The sequence below is a fragment of the Brevibacterium oceani genome, from assembly GCF_017948325.1.
Lineage (GTDB): Bacteria > Actinomycetota > Actinomycetes > Actinomycetales > Brevibacteriaceae > Brevibacterium > Brevibacterium oceani.
This window is the reverse complement of the sequence record NZ_CP072846.1, coordinates 2,178,806-2,196,575: the sequence shown is the minus strand read 5'-3', so window position 1 is coordinate 2,196,575 and position 17,770 is coordinate 2,178,806. Positions and strand designations below refer to the sequence as shown.

At 66.6% G+C, this 17,770-nt stretch carries 14 protein-coding genes; 8 read left to right on the top strand and 6 right to left on the bottom strand.

The window, feature by feature from the left end; all coding sequences use genetic code 11:
* Positions 1 to 221: 221 nt before the first annotated feature.
* The gene (locus tag J9314_RS09770) at positions 222 to 992 is read left to right on the top strand and encodes a phosphatase (protein WP_210602250.1); all 771 of its coding nucleotides are present in this window, start codon (positions 222 to 224) and stop codon (positions 990 to 992) included.
* Between the two features lie 54 nt (positions 993 to 1,046).
* Here the strand turns inward: J9314_RS09770 and J9314_RS09765 are convergent, their stop codons facing one another.
* Positions 1,047 to 1,598, bottom strand: coding sequence for a YbaK/EbsC family protein (locus tag J9314_RS09765; RefSeq protein ID WP_210602249.1), 552 nt, complete (start codon positions 1,596 to 1,598; stop codon positions 1,047 to 1,049).
* Between the two features lie 176 nt (positions 1,599 to 1,774).
* Between J9314_RS09765 and J9314_RS09760 the strand changes: the two genes are divergently transcribed.
* A complete protein-coding gene (locus J9314_RS09760) occupies positions 1,775 to 2,029 on the top strand; it encodes a type B 50S ribosomal protein L31 (RefSeq protein ID WP_181273704.1) in 255 nt (84 codons plus the stop codon).
* Between the two features lie 125 nt (positions 2,030 to 2,154).
* On the opposite strand, the gene J9314_RS09755 is transcribed toward J9314_RS09760, so the two are convergent.
* From J9314_RS09755 to J9314_RS09745, 3 genes are all read right to left on the bottom strand, one after another.
* Entirely contained in the window at positions 2,155 to 2,979 is an 825-nt protein-coding gene (locus J9314_RS09755) for a PfkB family carbohydrate kinase (protein WP_210602248.1), read from the bottom strand.
* 45 nt (positions 2,980 to 3,024) lie between these two features.
* Positions 3,025 to 3,489 (bottom strand): tRNA (cytidine(34)-2'-O)-methyltransferase, encoded by a 465-nt coding sequence (locus J9314_RS09750; protein WP_210602247.1) that lies wholly within the window; start codon positions 3,487 to 3,489, stop codon positions 3,025 to 3,027.
* Between the two features lie 90 nt (positions 3,490 to 3,579).
* The gene (locus J9314_RS09745; protein WP_210602246.1) at positions 3,580 to 4,281 is read right to left on the bottom strand and encodes a class I SAM-dependent methyltransferase; all 702 of its coding nucleotides are present in this window, start codon (positions 4,279 to 4,281) and stop codon (positions 3,580 to 3,582) included.
* A gap of 259 nt (positions 4,282 to 4,540) precedes the next feature.
* On the opposite strand from J9314_RS09745, the gene J9314_RS09740 reads away from it, so the two are divergent.
* The 6 genes from J9314_RS09740 (at position 4,541) to metX (ending at position 14,855) form a co-directional block, all read left to right on the top strand.
* Positions 4,541 to 6,181: an HNH endonuclease signature motif containing protein gene (locus J9314_RS09740; protein WP_210602245.1), complete on the top strand. Its 1,641-nt coding sequence runs from the start codon at positions 4,541 to 4,543 to the stop codon at positions 6,179 to 6,181.
* 39 nt (positions 6,182 to 6,220) lie between these two features.
* Complete coding sequence (locus J9314_RS09735; protein WP_246490315.1) at positions 6,221 to 7,138, top strand: P-loop NTPase family protein; 918 nt, start codon at positions 6,221 to 6,223, stop codon at positions 7,136 to 7,138.
* Positions 7,128 to 8,795, top strand: a complete 1,668-nt coding sequence (locus J9314_RS09730; RefSeq protein WP_210602244.1) for a DNA polymerase Y family protein — start codon at positions 7,128 to 7,130, stop codon at positions 8,793 to 8,795. Before J9314_RS09735 ends, J9314_RS09730 begins: the two co-directional genes overlap by 11 nt.
* A 97-nt stretch (positions 8,796 to 8,892) precedes the next feature.
* Complete coding sequence (locus J9314_RS09725; protein ID WP_210602243.1) at positions 8,893 to 12,327, top strand: error-prone DNA polymerase; 3,435 nt, start codon at positions 8,893 to 8,895, stop codon at positions 12,325 to 12,327.
* Between the two features lie 169 nt (positions 12,328 to 12,496).
* A complete protein-coding gene (locus J9314_RS09720; protein WP_210602242.1) occupies positions 12,497 to 13,819 on the top strand; it encodes an O-acetylhomoserine aminocarboxypropyltransferase/cysteine synthase family protein in 1,323 nt (440 codons plus the stop codon).
* A 1-nt stretch (position 13,820) separates the two neighbouring features.
* The gene (gene metX, locus J9314_RS09715) at positions 13,821 to 14,855 is read left to right on the top strand and encodes a homoserine O-acetyltransferase MetX (RefSeq protein WP_210602241.1); all 1,035 of its coding nucleotides are present in this window, start codon (positions 13,821 to 13,823) and stop codon (positions 14,853 to 14,855) included.
* A 124-nt stretch (positions 14,856 to 14,979) separates the two neighbouring features.
* Here metX and J9314_RS09710 read toward each other — a convergent pair whose 3' ends face one another.
* Together J9314_RS09710 and J9314_RS09705 are read right to left on the bottom strand one after the other, a co-directional pair.
* Positions 14,980 to 17,067 (bottom strand): acyl-CoA dehydrogenase family protein, encoded by a 2,088-nt coding sequence (locus tag J9314_RS09710; RefSeq protein ID WP_210602240.1) that lies wholly within the window; start codon positions 17,065 to 17,067, stop codon positions 14,980 to 14,982.
* A complete protein-coding gene (locus tag J9314_RS09705; RefSeq protein ID WP_210602239.1) occupies positions 17,064 to 17,714 on the bottom strand; it encodes a TetR/AcrR family transcriptional regulator in 651 nt (216 codons plus the stop codon). Before J9314_RS09705 ends, J9314_RS09710 begins: the two co-directional genes overlap by 4 nt.
* Positions 17,715 to 17,770 lie beyond the last annotated feature (56 nt).

Here is a 17,770-nt window from a genome sequence, read left to right as displayed (position 1 = left end):
ATAGGTTCGCCAAGAAGGTTTCCGTAATCGACAGCAGCGCTCTTTCCGCACTGACGCTTCTGGTCGCCATGAGTGATCTTTCAATGACCTCCCTGATCGTTCGAATGCTCACGACCGCCTCGGAGTGAGTTGCAGTGAAGCTCGCTGACTGTTCGACGGCCTCCGGTGTATAGAGTTGAGTTGAGCCGACTGGGCTCGAAGTGTTCCGAATAAGGAGATCAGTGGACCGCAGCACCTTAGCCCATGCCCTTGAAGCCGGACGCATCACCGGTGAGGTAGCCACCCCGCGGGAGAACAACCTCTCCCACATCCACCGGTTCCTCGACCAGGAACGGCAGTTCGACTTCGGTGTCGAACTGACCCGCGACTGGGACTATGATTCCGTGTTCGCGCTCATGGTCGAACGCTGCGGTCTGCGGCCCGACCCCGAATTCGTCGAAGGCGTTGACACGATCTCCACCGACCGGTGCATCGCGGCCCTGGAGAGGCTCGCCGAGGCGGTCGGCGACGTCAGCCGCGCCGGTGGCCGGATCCTCTTCGCGACCGGCCACCCGGCGGGCCTGCTTCCCGTGCACGTGGCCATCGCGGCGGCCGCGAAGGCTGCCGGCGCGGTCATCGACACCGGCGATCATCTCATTCCCGTGCCCGAGATCGGCGGCGACGTCCGGCAGATCAACAATGTCTGGACCTGGCACCTGCACGGCGGCAGCCCGCACACCCACCTGGCAGAACCCATGCACACCCTTCTCGACGATTTCGCTGCCCGCGGAGGCAGCACTCCGGATCTCGTCGTCGCCGACCACGGGTGGGCCGGAGCGGCCTCGAGCCGTGGACTGCGCACGATCGGCTACGCCGACTGCAACGATCCGGCGCTCTTCGTCGCCGAGGCGCAGGGACAGATCGAAGCCACCATCCCTTTGGACGATGACGTCGTTCCCAACCTCTACGCCCCGCTCATCGACTTCGTCATCGAACGGGCCGGGCTGAACTGAGCGCGGGAATCCTCAACTGCGCGAAGGATTGGATTCCTCAACCGCGCGCTGGGGTCAGTCGATGTCGTTCGCGAGACCCTCGACCACCTCGGCGCCGGGAAGGGACGCGAGAGCGGAACCGGAGAGCAGCAGCTTCGAACCGCGGATGCCGGAGCCGATGATGAGCTCCGTGGCTTCGGCCACGCGGGAATCGATGAGCACCCGGTAGTTCTCGGGAAGCCCGATCGGCCCGATTCCGCCGTACTCCATTCCGGATTCGGTGACCGCGCGTTCGAGCGGCAGGAAGGACGCCTTGCGGACGTCGAGGAGCTTCTTCACTCGTTTGTTGACATCGGCTCGGGTGTTCGCGAGCACCATGCACGCCGCGATCCGCTCCTCACCGGACCGCGAACCGGCGACGAGCACGCAGTTCGCCGAGGTGGCCGGCGGCAGATCGGCCGCGTCGAGCAGGGCAGCGGTGTCCGCGATCTCCGGATCGATCGCGAAGACCTCGACATCGCCGGTGACCGTCGACAGTGCGTTTGCAGTGGCTTCGGCGAGGAGTTCGGGAGCGCCCGCGGCCGGCTGAAGGGTGAACTGAGTGGAGATGCGTTCCTTTGTGGTCATGGCCACAGTCTAGGAGATCGGTGTCGAATCGCTTTGCCTGCGCCCATCGGTTAGACTGGACTGTCGCTTCGTGTCCGGTTCCTACGGTTCGGAGCGTGTCCAGCAGACGAATTCGGGCACTGGCAGATGGGCCGACCCATACCAGGCGCCTGAAAGAATTCAGCAGAGGTAAGAATATGAAGAAGGACATCCACCCGGAATACGCGCCGATCGTGTTCAACGATCTGGCCTCCGGCACCAAGTTCCTCACCCGCTCCACCGCTCAGAGCGACAAGACCATCGAGTGGGAAGACGGCAACACCTACCCCGTGATCGACGTCGAGATCTCGTCCGCTTCGCACCCGTTCTACACGGGCAAGCAGCGCATCCTCGACTCCGCCGGCCGCGTGGAGAAGTTCAAGGACCGCTACAAGGGCTTCGGCAAGCGCTGATCCTCAGCGAGTTCGACAGCATCAGACGAACTGCCCCGCACACCATGTGGTGTGCGGGGCAGTTCGCTGTCTGAGTCGCCTCGCTGTCTGCGTCCCCGCGGGGACGCAGACGAACTCGACGGATCTCAGTCCACGGTCACCTTGACCTCGGGGGACGGCTGAGTCCGGGCCGCCGGGTGCAGCAGCGATGCGACACCGGTGGCATTGTCGAGGCAGTTCGCGATTCCGTGGGCGACCTTCTCCTTCGCGGCGATGACCGCGTCGCGGATGTCGAGGCCGGTGGCGATGCCGGCGGCGATCGAGGAGGCGAACGAACATCCCGCTCCGTTGACGAGTTTGTCATTGACCTTGCGCGAGCGCATCGTCGTCACAGTCTGACCGTCGAAGAGGATGTCGACGGCATCGTCGCCGGCCAGTCGGGCGCCGCCCTTGACGACGACGTTCTGTGCTCCCTGGGAATGGATGATCTTCGCCGCCTCGATCATGCCCTCGACGGAATCGATGGGGTCGAGATCGGCCAGTGTCGCGGCCTCTTCGAGATTCGGGGTGATGACGGTCGCCAGTGGCACGAGGTTCTCAACGAAGAGATCCTTGAGATCGACCATGGTGCCGACTCCCTTGCACACGAGCACGGGATCGAAGACATAGGGCAGCTCGTTGTACTTGAGCTCCTCGGCCAGGACCAGCGCCGAGTCGACGGATCCGAGCATGCCGGATTTGATGGTGTCGAACCTGTGCACGGCCAGCGTGGACTCGAGCTGGCGATTGACGACCTCGGGGTCGATGAATTCGACGACATGGGTGAAGCGGTCGTTCGGGTCGAACGTGACGATGCAGGTGACGACGGCGGTGCCGAAGGCACCGTACTCCTCGAACATCTTCAGATCGGCTTCCAACCCCGCGCCTCCGGAGACATCGGAGCCGGCGACGGTGAGCACTTTGGCGGTCATGGTGGTCCTTTCGGGTAAAGCTGACGCGAAGAAGTCTACGCGGGTTCAGGCCTCTGCGTATCCGTGCTGCCGCCAGGCTTCGTAGATCGCGATCGATGCCGAATTCGCGAGGTTGAGCGAGCGACGGGCCGGCAGCATGGGGATGCGCACCGTCATGTCCACGTGCTCATCGTTCACAACCTCCTCGGGCAGCCCTGTCGATTCCCGCCCGAACAGGAGGACGTCCCCATCTTGGTAGTCCACCTCGGCGAAGGAATCGGTCGTATGCGTGCTGAACGCGATCACCCGACGATCACCGAGGTGGTCCCACAGTTCGGCGATCGAGGGATGGACGGTGACGTGGGCGAGGTCGTGATAGTCGAGACCGGCCCGGCGCAGCTTCGCATCGGTGAGATCGAAGCCGAGCGGTTCGACGAGGTGGAGGTGGGCACCAGTGACCGCGGCGAGCCGGATCGCATTGCCGGTGTTGCCGGGGATCTCGGGAGTGTGGAAGACGATGTCGATGTTCATATCCCCCTCATCTTCTCACCTCATGGCGCACCGGTCAGACAGTGCGGTCGTACTTTCGCCGCGGCGGGTCGTCTGGTGCAGTCGACTTCTTCATCGCTCTGTCCTGCGGACGAGGAGGTATCCCTCGCGGGTCGCCTCGGGGTAGCGCCCGGCTCGGTCGGGTTCGCGTTCGAGACGGGTGGCAGGGGCGAACCCGTGGGGCTCGAGAGCGGTGAGCACCTCGTCGATCGAACGTCGGTGGAAGTCGAGGTCGACGTCGAAGCCGGCCAGGTCGGAGAAGTGATCGACCCGGTCGCCGAGCTGGAACGCCAACTGGAACCAGCCGCCCGGGCGGAGGACACGAGCCGCCTCGGCGAAGGCGGTCGAGAGCTCCTCATCGGGGATGTGGATGACCGAGTACCAGGCGACGAGCCCGGAGAACGCATCCTCGGCATGGGGCAGTTCGGTCATCGTCCCGACGGTGAAGTCGAGGCTCGGATAGAGGCCGCGGGCGAGTTCGACCATGGCAGGGGAGAGGTCGAGGCCACTCGGTGTGAGTCCGAGGGCCGCGAGGAACGAGGTGATGCGTCCGGGCCCGCAGCCGATGTCGAGGACGTCGGCGGAACCGGTGGCGAGCACGAGCTCGGAGAAGGCCCCGAGCACTGCACGATCGTGCGGCTTGGCGGTGAGCTCATCGGCAAACCAGTCGGTGTACATCGCCGCGATCGCATCATAGGACCCCCGCGTCGGGGTCTCGCGGGCTGAACCGCCGGAGGTGCCAGTGCTGGAGGTGGCGTTTGTGCCGTCAGTCATGACGTCACCCTACCCGGGCGCACTGACTCGAGCGCACCTGACTGGAGCGCATCTGCGGGAGCCGGCGACGGTGGCCTTACAGGGCAGTGCGGATGTCACCAATGAAAACGAAAGAGAATCGAATCCAGGAGATGTTCAATGACATAGATCTGCCATCAATGGAATTCTCGTGTCAGTGCCGAGTTCTAAGGTGAAGGCATGGTCGGTGGTCATGGGGGCTGCGGGACCGGTTGGCCGAAAGGCCACGGGAAGGGGAGTCATGCGAAACGGTGAACAGGTCAACGAGGATCTCAGCACCCTCACCTGTGAGCAGATCGTGACCGATATCCGTCGCAACATCTCGTGCATCTCCTTCTGCCATGCTCGCGTCATCGCCCTCATCGATGAGGTTGAGCGGCGGGGACTGTGGGCGGAATGGGTCGGCGTGAAGACCCTGACCGAATGGGTGATGCATGTGGCCTCGGTGAGCATGCACACGGCGCGCGAATACGTCCGCGTGACGGCAGCTCTGCGTGAGATGCCGAAGGTGAGGAAAGGTCTCGCAGACGGTGACATCAGCTTCTCCAAGGTGCGAGAGGTGACCCGGCTCGGGGAACGGATCGGCGACGATGAGGCGCTGCGCCTGGCGACTCTGGCCACGGGCAGCCAGATCAGCCGGATCTCGCGGGACTACCAGCAGTTGGCCGACAAGATCGACAACGGGCCGTTCCCGCTGTTCCTGGCCGAGGACAGCGTGAACATGCGTCAGGTGGGGCCCGGCCGGACCCGCATCACGATCGAGCTCGAGGAAGATGACGCGGCGGAGATCGCCACGATGCTCGACGCCGCCCGTCAGGTCCTCGAGCGTCCTGTGGCCGAGTCGGCAGAACCCGGAGCAGGTGATGGAACCGAGAACGCTGCTGAGAGTGGAGTCGAGGGAGCGCTCGATGGCGCTGAGGAGATGCCGTATGAGCCGGTCTCCCAGGTCATGTGCCTGATGGAGATCATCCATGCCTTCCCTCGAGCCGAGCCTGCCGGTGTGGTCGATGCTGACCGTGCCCGCCTGCTCGTTCACGCCTCCGCCGAGGTGGTCACTCGCAGCGGCGCTACCGTGGAGGCCGCCCCTGCCTTTGTTCCTCCGCGCGTGAGCATCCCTGCAAGGGCGGCGACTGCAGGGCCGGGGACCACGGCAGACGTCCCCGCGGGGACGCTGGCCGAGGAGGACGTCCCCGCGGGGACGGAATCCGGGTCGGGCATGTCAGCAGAGGCGACGGCTGAAGATGGCGTCCCCGCAGGGACGGAGGAAGGACGAGCGGACACAACCTGCCGGGTCGAGGGATTCGGCGGCATCACCGCGGCGACGGCAGAGCGCCTGAGCTGCGAGGCTCTCATCAGCGGCGTGATCAAGAATGCCGGAGGCGACGCCCTCATGCTCGGGCGGTCGAAGCGTCTGGTGAGCAGGCGGCAGCGACTGGCGCTGAGCGTGCGCGACGTCTGCTGTCAGTTCCCCGGCTGCCGGAACCGCCGACGCTGCGACGCTCACCACATCCGGCCCTGGTCGCAGGGAGGGGCGACGGACATGGACAATCTCATCCTGCTGTGCCGTCGCCACCACACCGTGGTGCACAAGTACCAGCTGCGCATCGAACGCACCGGAGCCGCCTTCGCCGGAGCCATGCGCGGGCCTGCCGCCTTCACGTTCCACCTGCCCGACGGCTCTCAGCTGCTGCCGCTGGAGAGTCGGGTGGTTGGGCGCAGGATGTTCAACACCGCGGTCCAGGTCGCAGAGGTCGAGAAGGCCACATCCGCTGCCGATCCGAGCACCGTCGGCGGTGGCTATGGCTTTGACCTGGGGCTCTGCATCGCCTGGATGTTCGAGGCCGAATGGCGACACGCCCGGGCGAGCAATGCAGCTGCCTGAATCTTGCCAATTTAGAACACCAGTTCGATAATGGATGTCATGTCAGCCGCACCAGTCGTTCAGCAGCTCAGCCGGGAGATGGGGATCTCCACGGCCACGGCGCTGTTGGACAGGATCCCACCTCACCCGGTGGATCCTGTGCTCTCTCCGCTGTTCCGTCGCGGTGGCCTGCCTCGAGGCGAACTCGTCACCGTCACCGGAGAACTGTCTCTCAGCTGTGCACTGGCGACGATCGCCGCAGCGACTCGGGAGCAGAAATGGTGCGCGGGCATCGGCCTCGGCGAACCTGCGGTGTCCTCGATCGCCGACCTCGGCGTCGACCTCGACCACTTCGTCAATCTCGCCACCCCCGGGGAGGACTGGCTGCGCGTGGCCTCGATCCTCATCGAGTCCTTCGACATCATCCTCGTCGACCCCGGCTTCGCTCCGAGCGCAAAGGAACGTGCGCGGCTGCTGGCGAAGATCCGCGAACGGCGCATGAGCCTCATCAGCCTCCGGCCCCTGTCCGGCAGCACCGAGCAGATCGAGATCACGGACGCCCACTGGTCGGGCGCCGAACGCGGCCGCGGACGTCTGCGGTCCTGCCTCGTCCGCGCCCGGTCGCAGACGGGAACCCACCGCTTCCTGCTGCCCGGCCCGACCGGAACCCCCGCCGAGGTCCCCTCCGAGGCCCCCGCGGGGACACTGGAGGTGCTGACCGGCGGCGGTCGGTCCGGAGTGCCGGATATCCCTGCGGACGACACCACTGCGGAGGGGATCGCTGCGTCGAACACCCCTGCAAGGGAGGCCGCCGGGCAGACTGAGCCGACACCCGAGCCGTCGACCTCCACACCCGAGCCGTCGACCTCCACACCTGCGGCGTCCGACGAGGACGCGGCTGCGGAATCGCAGGACTCACAGGACCCGCGGTGGGCGACGATCACGCATCTGCGGCAGGTGATCGGCCATGTCGGATGAACCGCAGCGCATCCTCGTGCTCACCGTGCCCGACTGGCCGGCCGTGGCCGCCGCGGCCGAACACGAGATCGGCCCCGGCCATCCGGTCGCGGTCCTCCACGGCGGCAAGGTCATCGCCGCCAACGCACCCGCCCGCACCGCCGGGGTCGCACTCGGCAACAACAAGCGAGCCGTGGGATACCGGTGCCCGGAAGCCCACGTCGCGGCCTGGGACGAAGACGTGGACAACCGCCGCTTCAGCGCCGGAGTCGGAGCACTCGAAGACCTCGTTGCGCGATTCACCCTGCTGAGCCCGGGAACCCTGGCGATCCCGCTCGATTCCCTCCGGCACGGCTACCCCGATGAACCCAGCGCCGTCGAGGCCCTGGTCTCCGCGCTGGTGGCCGAGACCGGATGGGAGTTCTTCCCCGGCATCGCCGACACTGTCTTCGCCGCGGTCCTCGCCTCCGGTCAGGCTCGCCGGGTCGAACCCGGGCAGACCGTGGACTTCCTGGCCGCCCAGCCGATCACAACGTTGGAATACGCCGGCTCCGAGGCGACCGCGCTCATCGAGGTCTTCCTGCAGTTGGGTCTGCGTACCCTCGGCGACCTCGCCGGGCTCGAAGCCAGGGACGTGAACTCACGGTTCGGTGCCTTCGGCCGGCATGTCCACGACCTGGCCCGCGGGCGAGAGGGGGCACCACCGGCCGACCACATCCGCGCAGAGCGGCTCGACGTCGAACTCGGTCTCGAGGCTCCCACGACCCGCAGCGACACCCTCGGATTCCTCGCCCGACAGCTCGGGAGCGAACTGCTGGCCAAGGTGCGCAGGCAGGGACTCGTCTGCACCCAGATCACGATCGAACTCGACGCCGCGGGCGGACAGTCCTCCTCCCGGACCTGGCGGATCGAGGACATGCAGGAGAACGCGATCGCCGACCGGCTGCGGTGGCAGGCCGAGGGTTGGCTGGCAGGAGCGAGCACCGGGCAGGGATCTCCGCGCGGCGCCGGGGCGAGCCCCGGGCAGAGATCCCGGACGGGATCCTCGACATCCGCGACACAGGCGGACCCGCAGGCTCTCGACATCGTCGACGAACCGGCACCCGACGCCGAGGACTTCTCCGAGGACGGCATCATCGCGCTGCGACTCATCGCAGCGGAGCTGACCACCCCGATCGGTGCCACGCGGAGTCTGTTCGACGAGAACACCGGGCAGATCACCCACACCCTCGAACGGCTGCAAGGACTCTTCGGCCCCGACGCGGTCCTGGTTCCCGGCATCCAAGGCGGATGGGATCCGGCCGAGACGAACCTGTGGACCCCGTGGCAGCAGACCGCCGCACCGGCCCGCAGCCCCCAGGCACCCTGGCCCGGCGCCCTGCACGCGCCGAGGCCGACCACCGTCGAGCATTCGGCCGTCGACGTGCTCGCCGCCGACGGCTCTCCAGTGGAAGCCAGGCCATCAGGGTTGGACACCGCACCGGCGACGATCAGATTCCCCACAGGACAGACCGAAGCCATCACCGACTATTCCGGATCCTGGCCCATCGAATCCGGATGGTGGGACCCCAAGCGGACCGTCTACCGAACCCGCCTGCAGGTCGTGACCGAACAGGGCAGAGCCCTCCTGTTGAGCAAGGAGCACGGCCAGTGGTACCTCACCGGCCGCTACCGCTGACCCCGAACACACAGCCGACGACAGACACACCACCGCGGCGACGACCACCGCCGCCACAGCAGAGATCGATCCGCACCGTTGGGAGGAGGACACGCCGATGGGATTCTCGAATCCGCGCACACCCTGGTCGAAGCTGGCTCGTCGGCTCGAAGGAAAGGGTGTCCCAGGGCAACCAGGGACAGACCGTCCCATCGACAAGCACGCCGACGGTTCCGATGCCCCGGCGTTCTCCCGCCCGGACCGCTACCAGGTCTCGGTCGGCCCGCGCGGTCCCGACAGCCGCGACCGCTACCACGGCACATCCGCCGACGACGCGGGCGCGAAGCGGGGACCGCTGCTGCAGACGGCGAGCGTGGAATGGGCGGAGCTGCACGTGCACTCCCAGTTCAGCTTCCTCGACGGCGCTTCCGACCCCGAGGAGCTCGTGGCCGCCGGTGCGGCCGCCGGACTGACCTCCCTGGCGCTGACCGATCACAACGGCCTCTACGGTGCGGTCCGCTTCGCCCATGCCGCCGCCGAGGTGGGCCTGCCCACCGTGTTCGGATCCGAACTGTCCGTGGGGCTGGCCGAGAAGATCCCCGGCCAGACCGACCCCGAGGCCACCCACCTTCTCGTCCTCGCCCGCAGCGTCGACGGCTATCACCAACTCTCCCGTGCCATCACCGAGGCGAACCTGCGCGGAGAGAAGAACCGCCCGGTCTTCGACCTCGAGGAGCTGGCAGCCATGGACGGGGACTGGACGATCCTCACCGGCTGCCGCAAAGGACCGCTGCGGCGCGCCCTGACCGATGCCGACGGCGGTCTGGGTGCTCTGCGCGACCTCATCGCCCTGTTCGGGCGCGACCGGATCGCCGTCGAACTCAGCCGGGACGGAACCCCGGACGACGACGAGCGGCTGCGCCACCTCGGCGATCTGGCCAAGCGGACCCGTCTGCCGATCATGGCCAGCAACACCGTCCACTTCGCCACCCGCGCCCGGTGGAAGTCTGCGCAGGTGCGGGCCTCGGTGCGATCCCGGCTGTCGCTGGACGAACTGGCCGGATGGCTGCCGGCGACGGCGAACGCACGGATCCACACCGGCGAGGAGATGCTCGCACGGTTCCCCCGTCAGGCGCTGGAGAACGCTGTGCGGATCGGACGGGAATGCTCCTTCGTCCTCGGCTCGGCCCGCCCCGATCTGCCGAAGGCACCGATGCCCGATGACGGCGACGGGGAGGCCTATCTGCGCGGTCTCATCGCCGAACGCGGACGGCAGCGCTACGGATCCCGCGCCGAGCATCCCAGGGCGTGGGAGCAGCTGGACCGGGAGATGGACATGATCGCCCAGCTGGGCTTCTGCGGCTACTTCCTCATCGTCTTCGACATCACCGAGTTCTGCCGCAATATGGGAATCTTCTGCCAGGGCCGGGGTTCGGCGGCGAACTCCGCGGTCTGCTTCGTCCTCGGCATCACCGCCGTCGACGCGGTCAAACACGGGCTGCTCTTCGATCGGTTCCTGTCCCCGGACCGCAAGGGGTACCCGGACATCGACATCGACATCGAATCCGGCCGCCGCGAAGAGGTCATCCAGTACGTCTACGACCACTTCGGCCGCGACCGGGCGGCCCAGGTGGCCAATGTCATCACCTACCGTGCGAAGTCGGCGATCCGCGACGCCGCGTTCAGCCTCGGCTACGCTCCCGGGCAGCAGGACGCATTCTCGAAGTCGAGCAACCGATGGGCGAGCCTGCCCGACGCCGAGGACTCCCCGGTGCCCGCCCCCGTGCTCACCGTCGCCGGTGACCTGCTCGGCTCACCCCGGCATCTGGGCATCCACTCCGGCGGAATGATCCTGGCCGACCGGCCCATCGGCGAGGTGGTGCCGATCGAGAAGGCGACGATGGGTCACCGCACCGTGGTGCAGTGGGACAAGGACGACTGTGCGGCCATGGAACTGGTGAAGTTCGACCTGCTCGGCTTGGGCATGCTCACCGCTCTGCATGAGATGGTCGGACTCGTCCATCGCCACACCGGGGTCCTCATCGACCGGGCGGAGATCGACGATGAGGACGAGGACGTGTACGACATGCTCTGCCGTGCCGATGCCGTCGGAGTCTTCCAGGTCGAATCCCGCGCCCAGCTCGCGACCCTGCCCCGGCTGCGTCCGCGGATCTTCTACGATCTCGCCGTGCAGGTCGCGCTCATCCGCCCCGGCCCCATCCAGGGCGGCTCCGTCCACCCCTACATCCGCCGGCGGCAGGGCCTCGATACGGTCGAATACCTTCACCCGCTGTTGGAGAAGTCCCTGGCCAAGACCTACGGGGTGCCGCTGTTCCAGGAGCAGCTGATGCAGATGGCCATCGATGTCGGCGGTTTCACCGGAACCGATGCCGACCGTCTGCGGCAGGCCATGGGCTCACGTCGGTCGGAGAGGCGGATGGCCGAACTCGCGGAGAAGTTCCGCACGGGTGCTCTGGCTCGCGGGGTCGACGCGGACACGGCCGAGGCGATCTTCGCGACCATCGCGGCCTTCGCGAACTACGGGTTCCCCGAATCGCACGCGATCAGCTTCGCGAACCTCGTCTACCAGTCCGCCTGGTTCAAACTCCACCACCACGCGGCCTTCACAGCAGGTCTGCTGCGCAGCCAGCCGATGGGCTTCTACTCCCCGCAGTCGCTCATCGCCGACGCCCGCCGCCACGGGGTGCCGATCCTGCCGGTCGACATCCGTTGGTCGCAGGCGGAGACGGACCTCGAGAGGGTCGGCCCCGGCGAACAGTGCCACAGCACCGCCCCGGCGGGGGATGACACGGCTTCGGCGGGGGATCGCAACGGCACGGCCGCTTCGGCAGGGGAACTGGGGATCCGCCTGGGACTCGAATCGGTCGCCCACGTCGGCACCTTCGCCGAGGTGATCGTCCGTGAGCGCGCGATCGCTCCCTTCACCTCGGTGGCGGATCTGGCCGAACGCACCGGCATCGGCAAGCAGGCTCTGGAGTCCCTGGCCACGGCCGGGGCACTGTCCGGATTCGACCTCGACCGCCGGCAGGCGCTGTGGCTGGCCGGGGGAGTCGCCGGTGCCCACCCGGGACTGCTGCCGGGCACCGCCTCGGTGGACTCGGCACCGAGCCTGCCGAGCATGGACGCCTTCGACACGACCCTGGCCGAACTCTTCTCCACCGGGATCACCGTCGACGGCTACCCCACGGAGATCCTGCGCGATCAGCTCATCGCTCGCGGATACTCCTCGACCGCGGATGCGGCAGCCGCCGCAGACGGAACCCGGATGACGGTGGCCGCGATCGTCACCCACCGGCAGCGCCCGGCGACCGCCTCGGGGATCACCTTCATCAACCTCGAAGACGAGTTCGGAATGCTCAACGTCGTCGCCACGGCCGGGCTGATGAAACGCTTCCGCACGGTCGCGACCTCGCGGAACTTCCTCGTCGTCACCGGGCTCATCCAGCGCGGGGGAGAGGTCGTGAGCCTCTATGCGCACAAACTCATCCCGCTCGAGGTGCAGCTGCCGACGAAGGCACGGAACTTCCGCTGACCCTCGCACCGCCAGATGACGACTGCGCGACGGGGTATGACGAAACATGACGGACGATGACATCCACATGACACATCCGCCCTCACCGGGAAGCGAAGTCGATGACAGTAGACACATCACCATCACCGATCCGGACCGCCTCCGCGAAGGCACCCACGAAGGAGAGACCATGACCCAGGCATTCGAAACCCGCCAGATCCATGCCGGACAGGTTCCCGATCCGACCACCGGATCGCGCGCCCTGCCCATCCACCAGACCACCTCGTTCGTGTTCAACGACGCTGCGCATGCGGCCAGCCGCTTTGCGCTGACCGACGTCGGCCCCGTCTACAGCCGTCTGACGAACCCGACGAACGAGGTCGTCGAGAACCGCATCGCCGACCTGGAAGGCGGAGTCCACGCAGTCCTCACCGCCTCGGGCCAGTCCGCTGCCTTCCTGGCGATCACGAACATCGCCGGAGCCGGCGACCACATCGTGGCCAGCTCCAGCCTCTACGGCGGAACCGTCAACCTCCTCGATGTCACCTTGCGCAAGCTCGGCATCGACACCACGTTCGTCGACGTCGACGACCACGACGAGTGGAAGAACGCGATCCAGGACAACACCAAGCTCCTCTTCGGCGAGGTCGTGTCGAACCCGCGTTCGGACATCCTCGACATCGAAGCGATCGCCGCGATCGCCCATGAGGCCGGCGTCCCGCTGATCGTCGACAACACCCTGGCCAGCCCCTACCTCGTGCGCCCCATCGAACACGGCGCCGACGTCGTCCTGCACTCGGCCACGAAGTACCTCGGCGGCCACGGCAACTCCGTCGCCGGCGTCCTCGTCGACAGCGGCAACTTCGACTACGGCGCACAGCCGGAGAAGTTCCCCGGCTTCAACGAACCCGATGTCACCTACAACGGACTCGTCTTCGCCCGCGACCTCGGTGCCGACGGACCCTTCGGTGCGAACGTGTCGTACGGACTCAAGGCGCGCGTGCAGGGCCTGCGCGACCTCGGACCTTCGCTCAGCCCGACGAATGCGTTCCTGCTCGCCCAGGGCATCGAGACCCTGAGCCTGCGCATCGAACGCCACGTCGAGAACGCCAACAAGGTCGCCGCCTACCTCGAAGGCCACGACCAGGTCGACCGCGTCGCCTATGCCGGGCTCGAATCCAGCCCCTGGAACGGCCTGGCCAAGAAGTACCTGCCGAACGGTGTGGGCTCGGTGCTCGCCTTCGACATCGCCGGCGGCTACGACGCGGCCGTCGCCTTCGTCGACGCCCTCGAGCTGCACTCGCTCGTGGCGAACATCGGCGACGTCCGCTCGCTCGTCATCCACCCCGCCTCGACCACCCACGCCCAGCTCGACGAGGAGGCTCAGAAGGCTGCGGGCGTCAACCCGGCGCTGGTGCGCCTGTCCGTGGGCATCGAAGGCATCGACGACATCATCGCCGACCTCGACAAGGGCTTCGCGGCGGCTGCGGCGAAGGCACAGTCTGCGGCCTGAGATGACCACCCAGAGCACCTCCGTCGAGCGGATTCTGGGCTTCGGCACGGACTCCGGGCATACGTTCGGCACGGTTGAGATCGCCTACGAGACCTTCGGCACTCTCAACGCGGATCGTTCCAATGCGATCCTCATCGAACATGCCCTCACCGGCGACACCCACGTCACCGAATGGTGGTCGGGCGTCGTCGGTCCCGGCGAAGCCGTGGACACGAACGAGTACTACGTGGTGTGCGCGAATTCGCTCGGCGGATGCTCGGGCACGACCGGGCCGCAGTCGACCTTCGACGACGGACTGGCCTACGGCTCCCGCTTCCCGGCGGTCTCGATCCGGGACATGGCGAGGTTAGAGCACAACCTCGCCCAGATCCTCGGCATCGAGTCCTGGGCGGCGGTGATCGGCGGATCCATGGGTGGCGCACGGGCGCTCGAATTCGCTCTGCTCGATCGGCGGAAGGTGCGCAAATGCGCCGTCATCGCCGCACCGGCCTTCTGTGAGGCCGACCAGATCGCATGGGCGATGATGCAGGAACGGGCGATCGAACTCGACCCCGACTACTATGCCGGGGACTATTCCGCAGTCGGGCGCTTCCCGTCCCAAGGACTCGGTCTGGCGCGTCAGATCGCCCATCTGACCTACCGCAACGACGCCGAACTCAATGAGCGCTTCTCGCGACGGATGCGTTCGGAGAACTACTACGAGGTCAGCTCCTACCTCGATCACCAGGCGAAGAAGCTCACCGCTCGATTCGACCCGCACAGCTACCTCGTGCTCACCCGCGCCCTGCGCGATCACGATGTGCGCCGCGGGCGTTCGAGCGACCTGCGCACCGCCTTGGCCGATGCCTGCACGGACAACCTCGTGATCTCGGTGTCCTCGGATCGCCTGTTCCCGCCCGAACAGGTGGAGATCCTCGCCGAGGCGCTGCCGGGCAAGGTCCGCCACGACGTCATCGACTCTCCCGTCGGCCACGACGGATTCCTCACCGAGTCGGCCAAGATCTCTGCCGTGCTCGAAGACTTCCTCGCCGCCTGAGCGTTCCGGACGAGATCCGGCCGCTTCCGACACGAAGAATCCCCGCAGACCGTTCGCTGCGGGGATTCTTCGTATTCACGCCCCGGCACTCGGAAGGTCGAGCGCCGGGGCGGAGGGGGAGGTTTTACTTCACGCCGGCCTTGCTGCCGGACCTGTTGCCGGCCTTGGCCGCAGCTTTCGCCGCTGCCTTGGCGGCCACCTTCTCGGCCTTGCGCAGGTGCTTCTCATCGACAGGGAAGTCCTCCTGGGCGCGGGCCCGGCGGAAATAGTCCGCGGCCTCGGCCTGTCGCTGCGCCTCCACACCGGTGGCGATGGTGGCCCGACGGTGCTCGTCGCCGTAGCCGAACGACTCGACGAGATCGAGGGCGTTCGCGGCCAGCTTCGCGCACAGACGGTTGAGCGTGTCGTTGATCTGACGGGCCCGGAACATCGGCAGACGCCCGTACATGAGATGCCAGCCCAGATGACGCTCGATGAGCGTGAGACCGTAGGTATCGCGCAGTCGGCGGAACACCTTGGCCTGATCGGCGTCGGTCTGCTCCTTCATCTTCTCGTCGAGCGCCTTCCACTTCTCCAGCTCGACATAGGCGCGAGCCATCTCGATGAGTTCGTGCTGGGTGGAGTTGAACAGCTCACCGGCATCGGCCTGAGACATCTTCATCGCCGGACGCAGGTTCTGCGCCACCGAGGCGACCATGGACTCGACGCGGTTCTCCAGCAGGGTCCGCTGCAGACGACCCGAACGGATTCGCTTCTCGCTGAGGTTGCCGCTGAAGACATCGGAGATCGCCGTGCCGGCATTGACCAGTCCGGTCCGGTAGAGGCTGTGCTCAGCCGCTCGGGTGCCGATGAAGCGGGCGACACCACCGATGTCGAGGTTGGAGAACTCCTTCGCGTAGTCGCCGAGCAGGCGCTTGGCAGCCAGCTGGAGGAGCACCGTGTTGTCGCCCTCGAACGTGGCGTAGACATCCATGTCGGCGCGCAGACCGACGAGTCGGTTCTCGGCCATGAAGCCGGCACCGCCGCAGGCCTCGCGGCATTCCTGGATGACGTCGAGTGCCATCCAGGTCGTATCCGCCTTGAACGCCGCCGCGCGGGTCTCGAGCACGGCCCGGTTCTCCTCGGAGTCATCGGCACCGGAGAAGACCTCTTCGAACGAGGCGAGCAGCTTGTCGTGAGCGAAGTTCGAGGCGTAGACCGCGGCGAGAGCGGGCATGAGGCGACGCTGGTGCTGCTGGTAGCTGAGCAGAGTGGTCTCTTCGATCTCGTCGACGGAGTTGAACTGCTTGCGCTCGAGTCCGTAGCGCACGGCGATGTCGAGAGCGATCTTCGACGCCACGATCGCGGCACCGTCGAGCGAGACACGACCCTGGACCAGGGTGCCGAGCATGGTGAAGAAGCGGCGCCCCGGTGAGTCGATGGGGGAGGAGTAGGTGCCGTCGGCGCTGACATCCCCGTACCGGTTGAGCAGATTGGTCCGCGGGATGCGCACTTCGGTGAAGGCGATGCGTCCGTTGTCGACGCCCTTGAGGCCGCCCTTGTAGCCGTCGTCCTCGATCGAGATTCCCGGCATCGGGTCTCCGGACTCATCACGGACGGGAACGAAGAAGGCATGCACCCCGTGGTTGACCCCGGCGGTGACGAGCTGTGCGAAGACGACGGCCGCGCGGGCGTCCCGAGCGGCGTTGCCGATGTATTCCTTGGTCGCGGCACGGAAAGGAGTGGTGATGACGAACTCTTCCGCGTCGACATCGTAGGTCGCCGTCGTCGCCACGGAGGCGACATCCGAACCGTGTCCGATCTCCGTCATCGCGAACGAGCCCAGCAGCTTGCCGGTCTGAGCATCGATCAGCCACTTCTTGTGCTGTTCGGCATCGCCGAGGTGGAGGATCGCTCCGCCGAAGAGGCCGAACTGGACTCCGGCCTTGATCTGCAGGCTGGGAGCGGCGGTGACCGTCTCCTCGAAGCCCGCCACGTTGGTGGCGTGCTGGTTCTTCCCACCCAGCTCGGGCGGAAGGCTGACGAGCGGCAGACCGGAGTCGGCCATGAGACCGACGCCGACGAGGGTCTTTGCTCGAGTGGTCTCGAGATCATCGGCAGGATCCTCGTGGCTCCGGGGGTCCAGGGCCAGTTCGCGGCCCCGACGTCGGCCTTCGGCCCAGCGGCCGTCGAGCACATCGTTGATGGCCTGAGGGTTGAGAGACAGCTTCATCGTTCTACTCCTAGATTGGCGGGCAATGATGCCCACAGCCAGTTGCTGATGTCAGTGGCGAACTCCTCGGCACGGCTGGGGTTCGAGAGCCAGGCCTCGGTCGCGGCGCGGACGAAGCCGATGGCTCCGGCCGACCACAGGCGGTCCCGATCGTCGGCGAGGTCCAGGCGGTCGGCCAGGAGCTCTGCGATCGAGTTGAAGAAACCGCCGGTCTGTTGGGGCGCGAATCGGTTCACAGCCGTGTCGCAGAACCGGTAGACGTGCGGCGACGTTGCGGCCAGGGTGACGAAGGCTCGGACCATCGATGTCAGCGATTCCCGTGCTCTGGCAGTTCCGCCGTCGACGGCTGCCGCCTGCTGCCCGATGCCTGCTGTCCGCATCTTCGCCGCTGCCGAGGTGGCCTCGTCGAGTGAGCGGACGATGACGCCCATGGCCCATTCGCCCATGGCCGCCTGCAGTCCCGCACGGTCGGTGAAATAGCGGTAGAGCACGGACTTCGAGGTTCCCGACAGCTCCGAGATCTGGTCCATCGACAGGTCGTCTCCGTGTTCGGCGACGACATGGCGGACCGTGCGCAGCAGTTCGCGACGACGCTCGTCACGGTGCTTTTGCCACCGAGTCGAGCGTCCGTCTGTGAGCGATTTCATAAGACCGACAGTATCAGGTACTGTCGGTAACAGTTAAATCCAACTCTCGGAGGTGC

What these genes read in the sequence shown, in the direction of transcription:
- J9314_RS09730 (WP_210602244.1), top strand. Translation starts at nt 7,128, where the DNA reads ATGTCGGATGAACCGCAGCGCATCCTCGTGCTCACCGTGCCCGACTGG.
- J9314_RS09750 (WP_210602247.1), bottom strand. Translation starts at nt 3,489, where the DNA reads ATGAACATCGACATCGTCTTCCACACTCCCGAGATCCCCGGCAACACC.
- J9314_RS09760 (WP_181273704.1), top strand. Translation starts at nt 1,775, where the DNA reads ATGAAGAAGGACATCCACCCGGAATACGCGCCGATCGTGTTCAACGAT.
- J9314_RS09765 (WP_210602249.1), bottom strand. Translation starts at nt 1,598, where the DNA reads ATGACCACAAAGGAACGCATCTCCACTCAGTTCACCCTTCAGCCGGCC.
- J9314_RS09755 (WP_210602248.1), bottom strand. Translation starts at nt 2,979, where the DNA reads ATGACCGCCAAAGTGCTCACCGTCGCCGGCTCCGATGTCTCCGGAGGC.
- J9314_RS09735 (WP_246490315.1), top strand. Translation starts at nt 6,221, where the DNA reads ATGTCAGCCGCACCAGTCGTTCAGCAGCTCAGCCGGGAGATGGGGATC.
- J9314_RS09720 (WP_210602242.1), top strand. Translation starts at nt 12,497, where the DNA reads ATGACCCAGGCATTCGAAACCCGCCAGATCCATGCCGGACAGGTTCCC.
- J9314_RS09725 (WP_210602243.1), top strand. Translation starts at nt 8,893, where the DNA reads ATGGGATTCTCGAATCCGCGCACACCCTGGTCGAAGCTGGCTCGTCGG.
- J9314_RS09710 (WP_210602240.1), bottom strand. Translation starts at nt 17,067, where the DNA reads ATGAAGCTGTCTCTCAACCCTCAGGCCATCAACGATGTGCTCGACGGC.
- J9314_RS09705 (WP_210602239.1), bottom strand. Translation starts at nt 17,714, where the DNA reads ATGAAATCGCTCACAGACGGACGCTCGACTCGGTGGCAAAAGCACCGT.
- J9314_RS09740 (WP_210602245.1), top strand. Translation starts at nt 4,541, where the DNA reads ATGCGAAACGGTGAACAGGTCAACGAGGATCTCAGCACCCTCACCTGT.
- J9314_RS09745 (WP_210602246.1), bottom strand. Translation starts at nt 4,281, where the DNA reads ATGACTGACGGCACAAACGCCACCTCCAGCACTGGCACCTCCGGCGGT.
- metX (WP_210602241.1), top strand. Translation starts at nt 13,821, where the DNA reads ATGACCACCCAGAGCACCTCCGTCGAGCGGATTCTGGGCTTCGGCACG.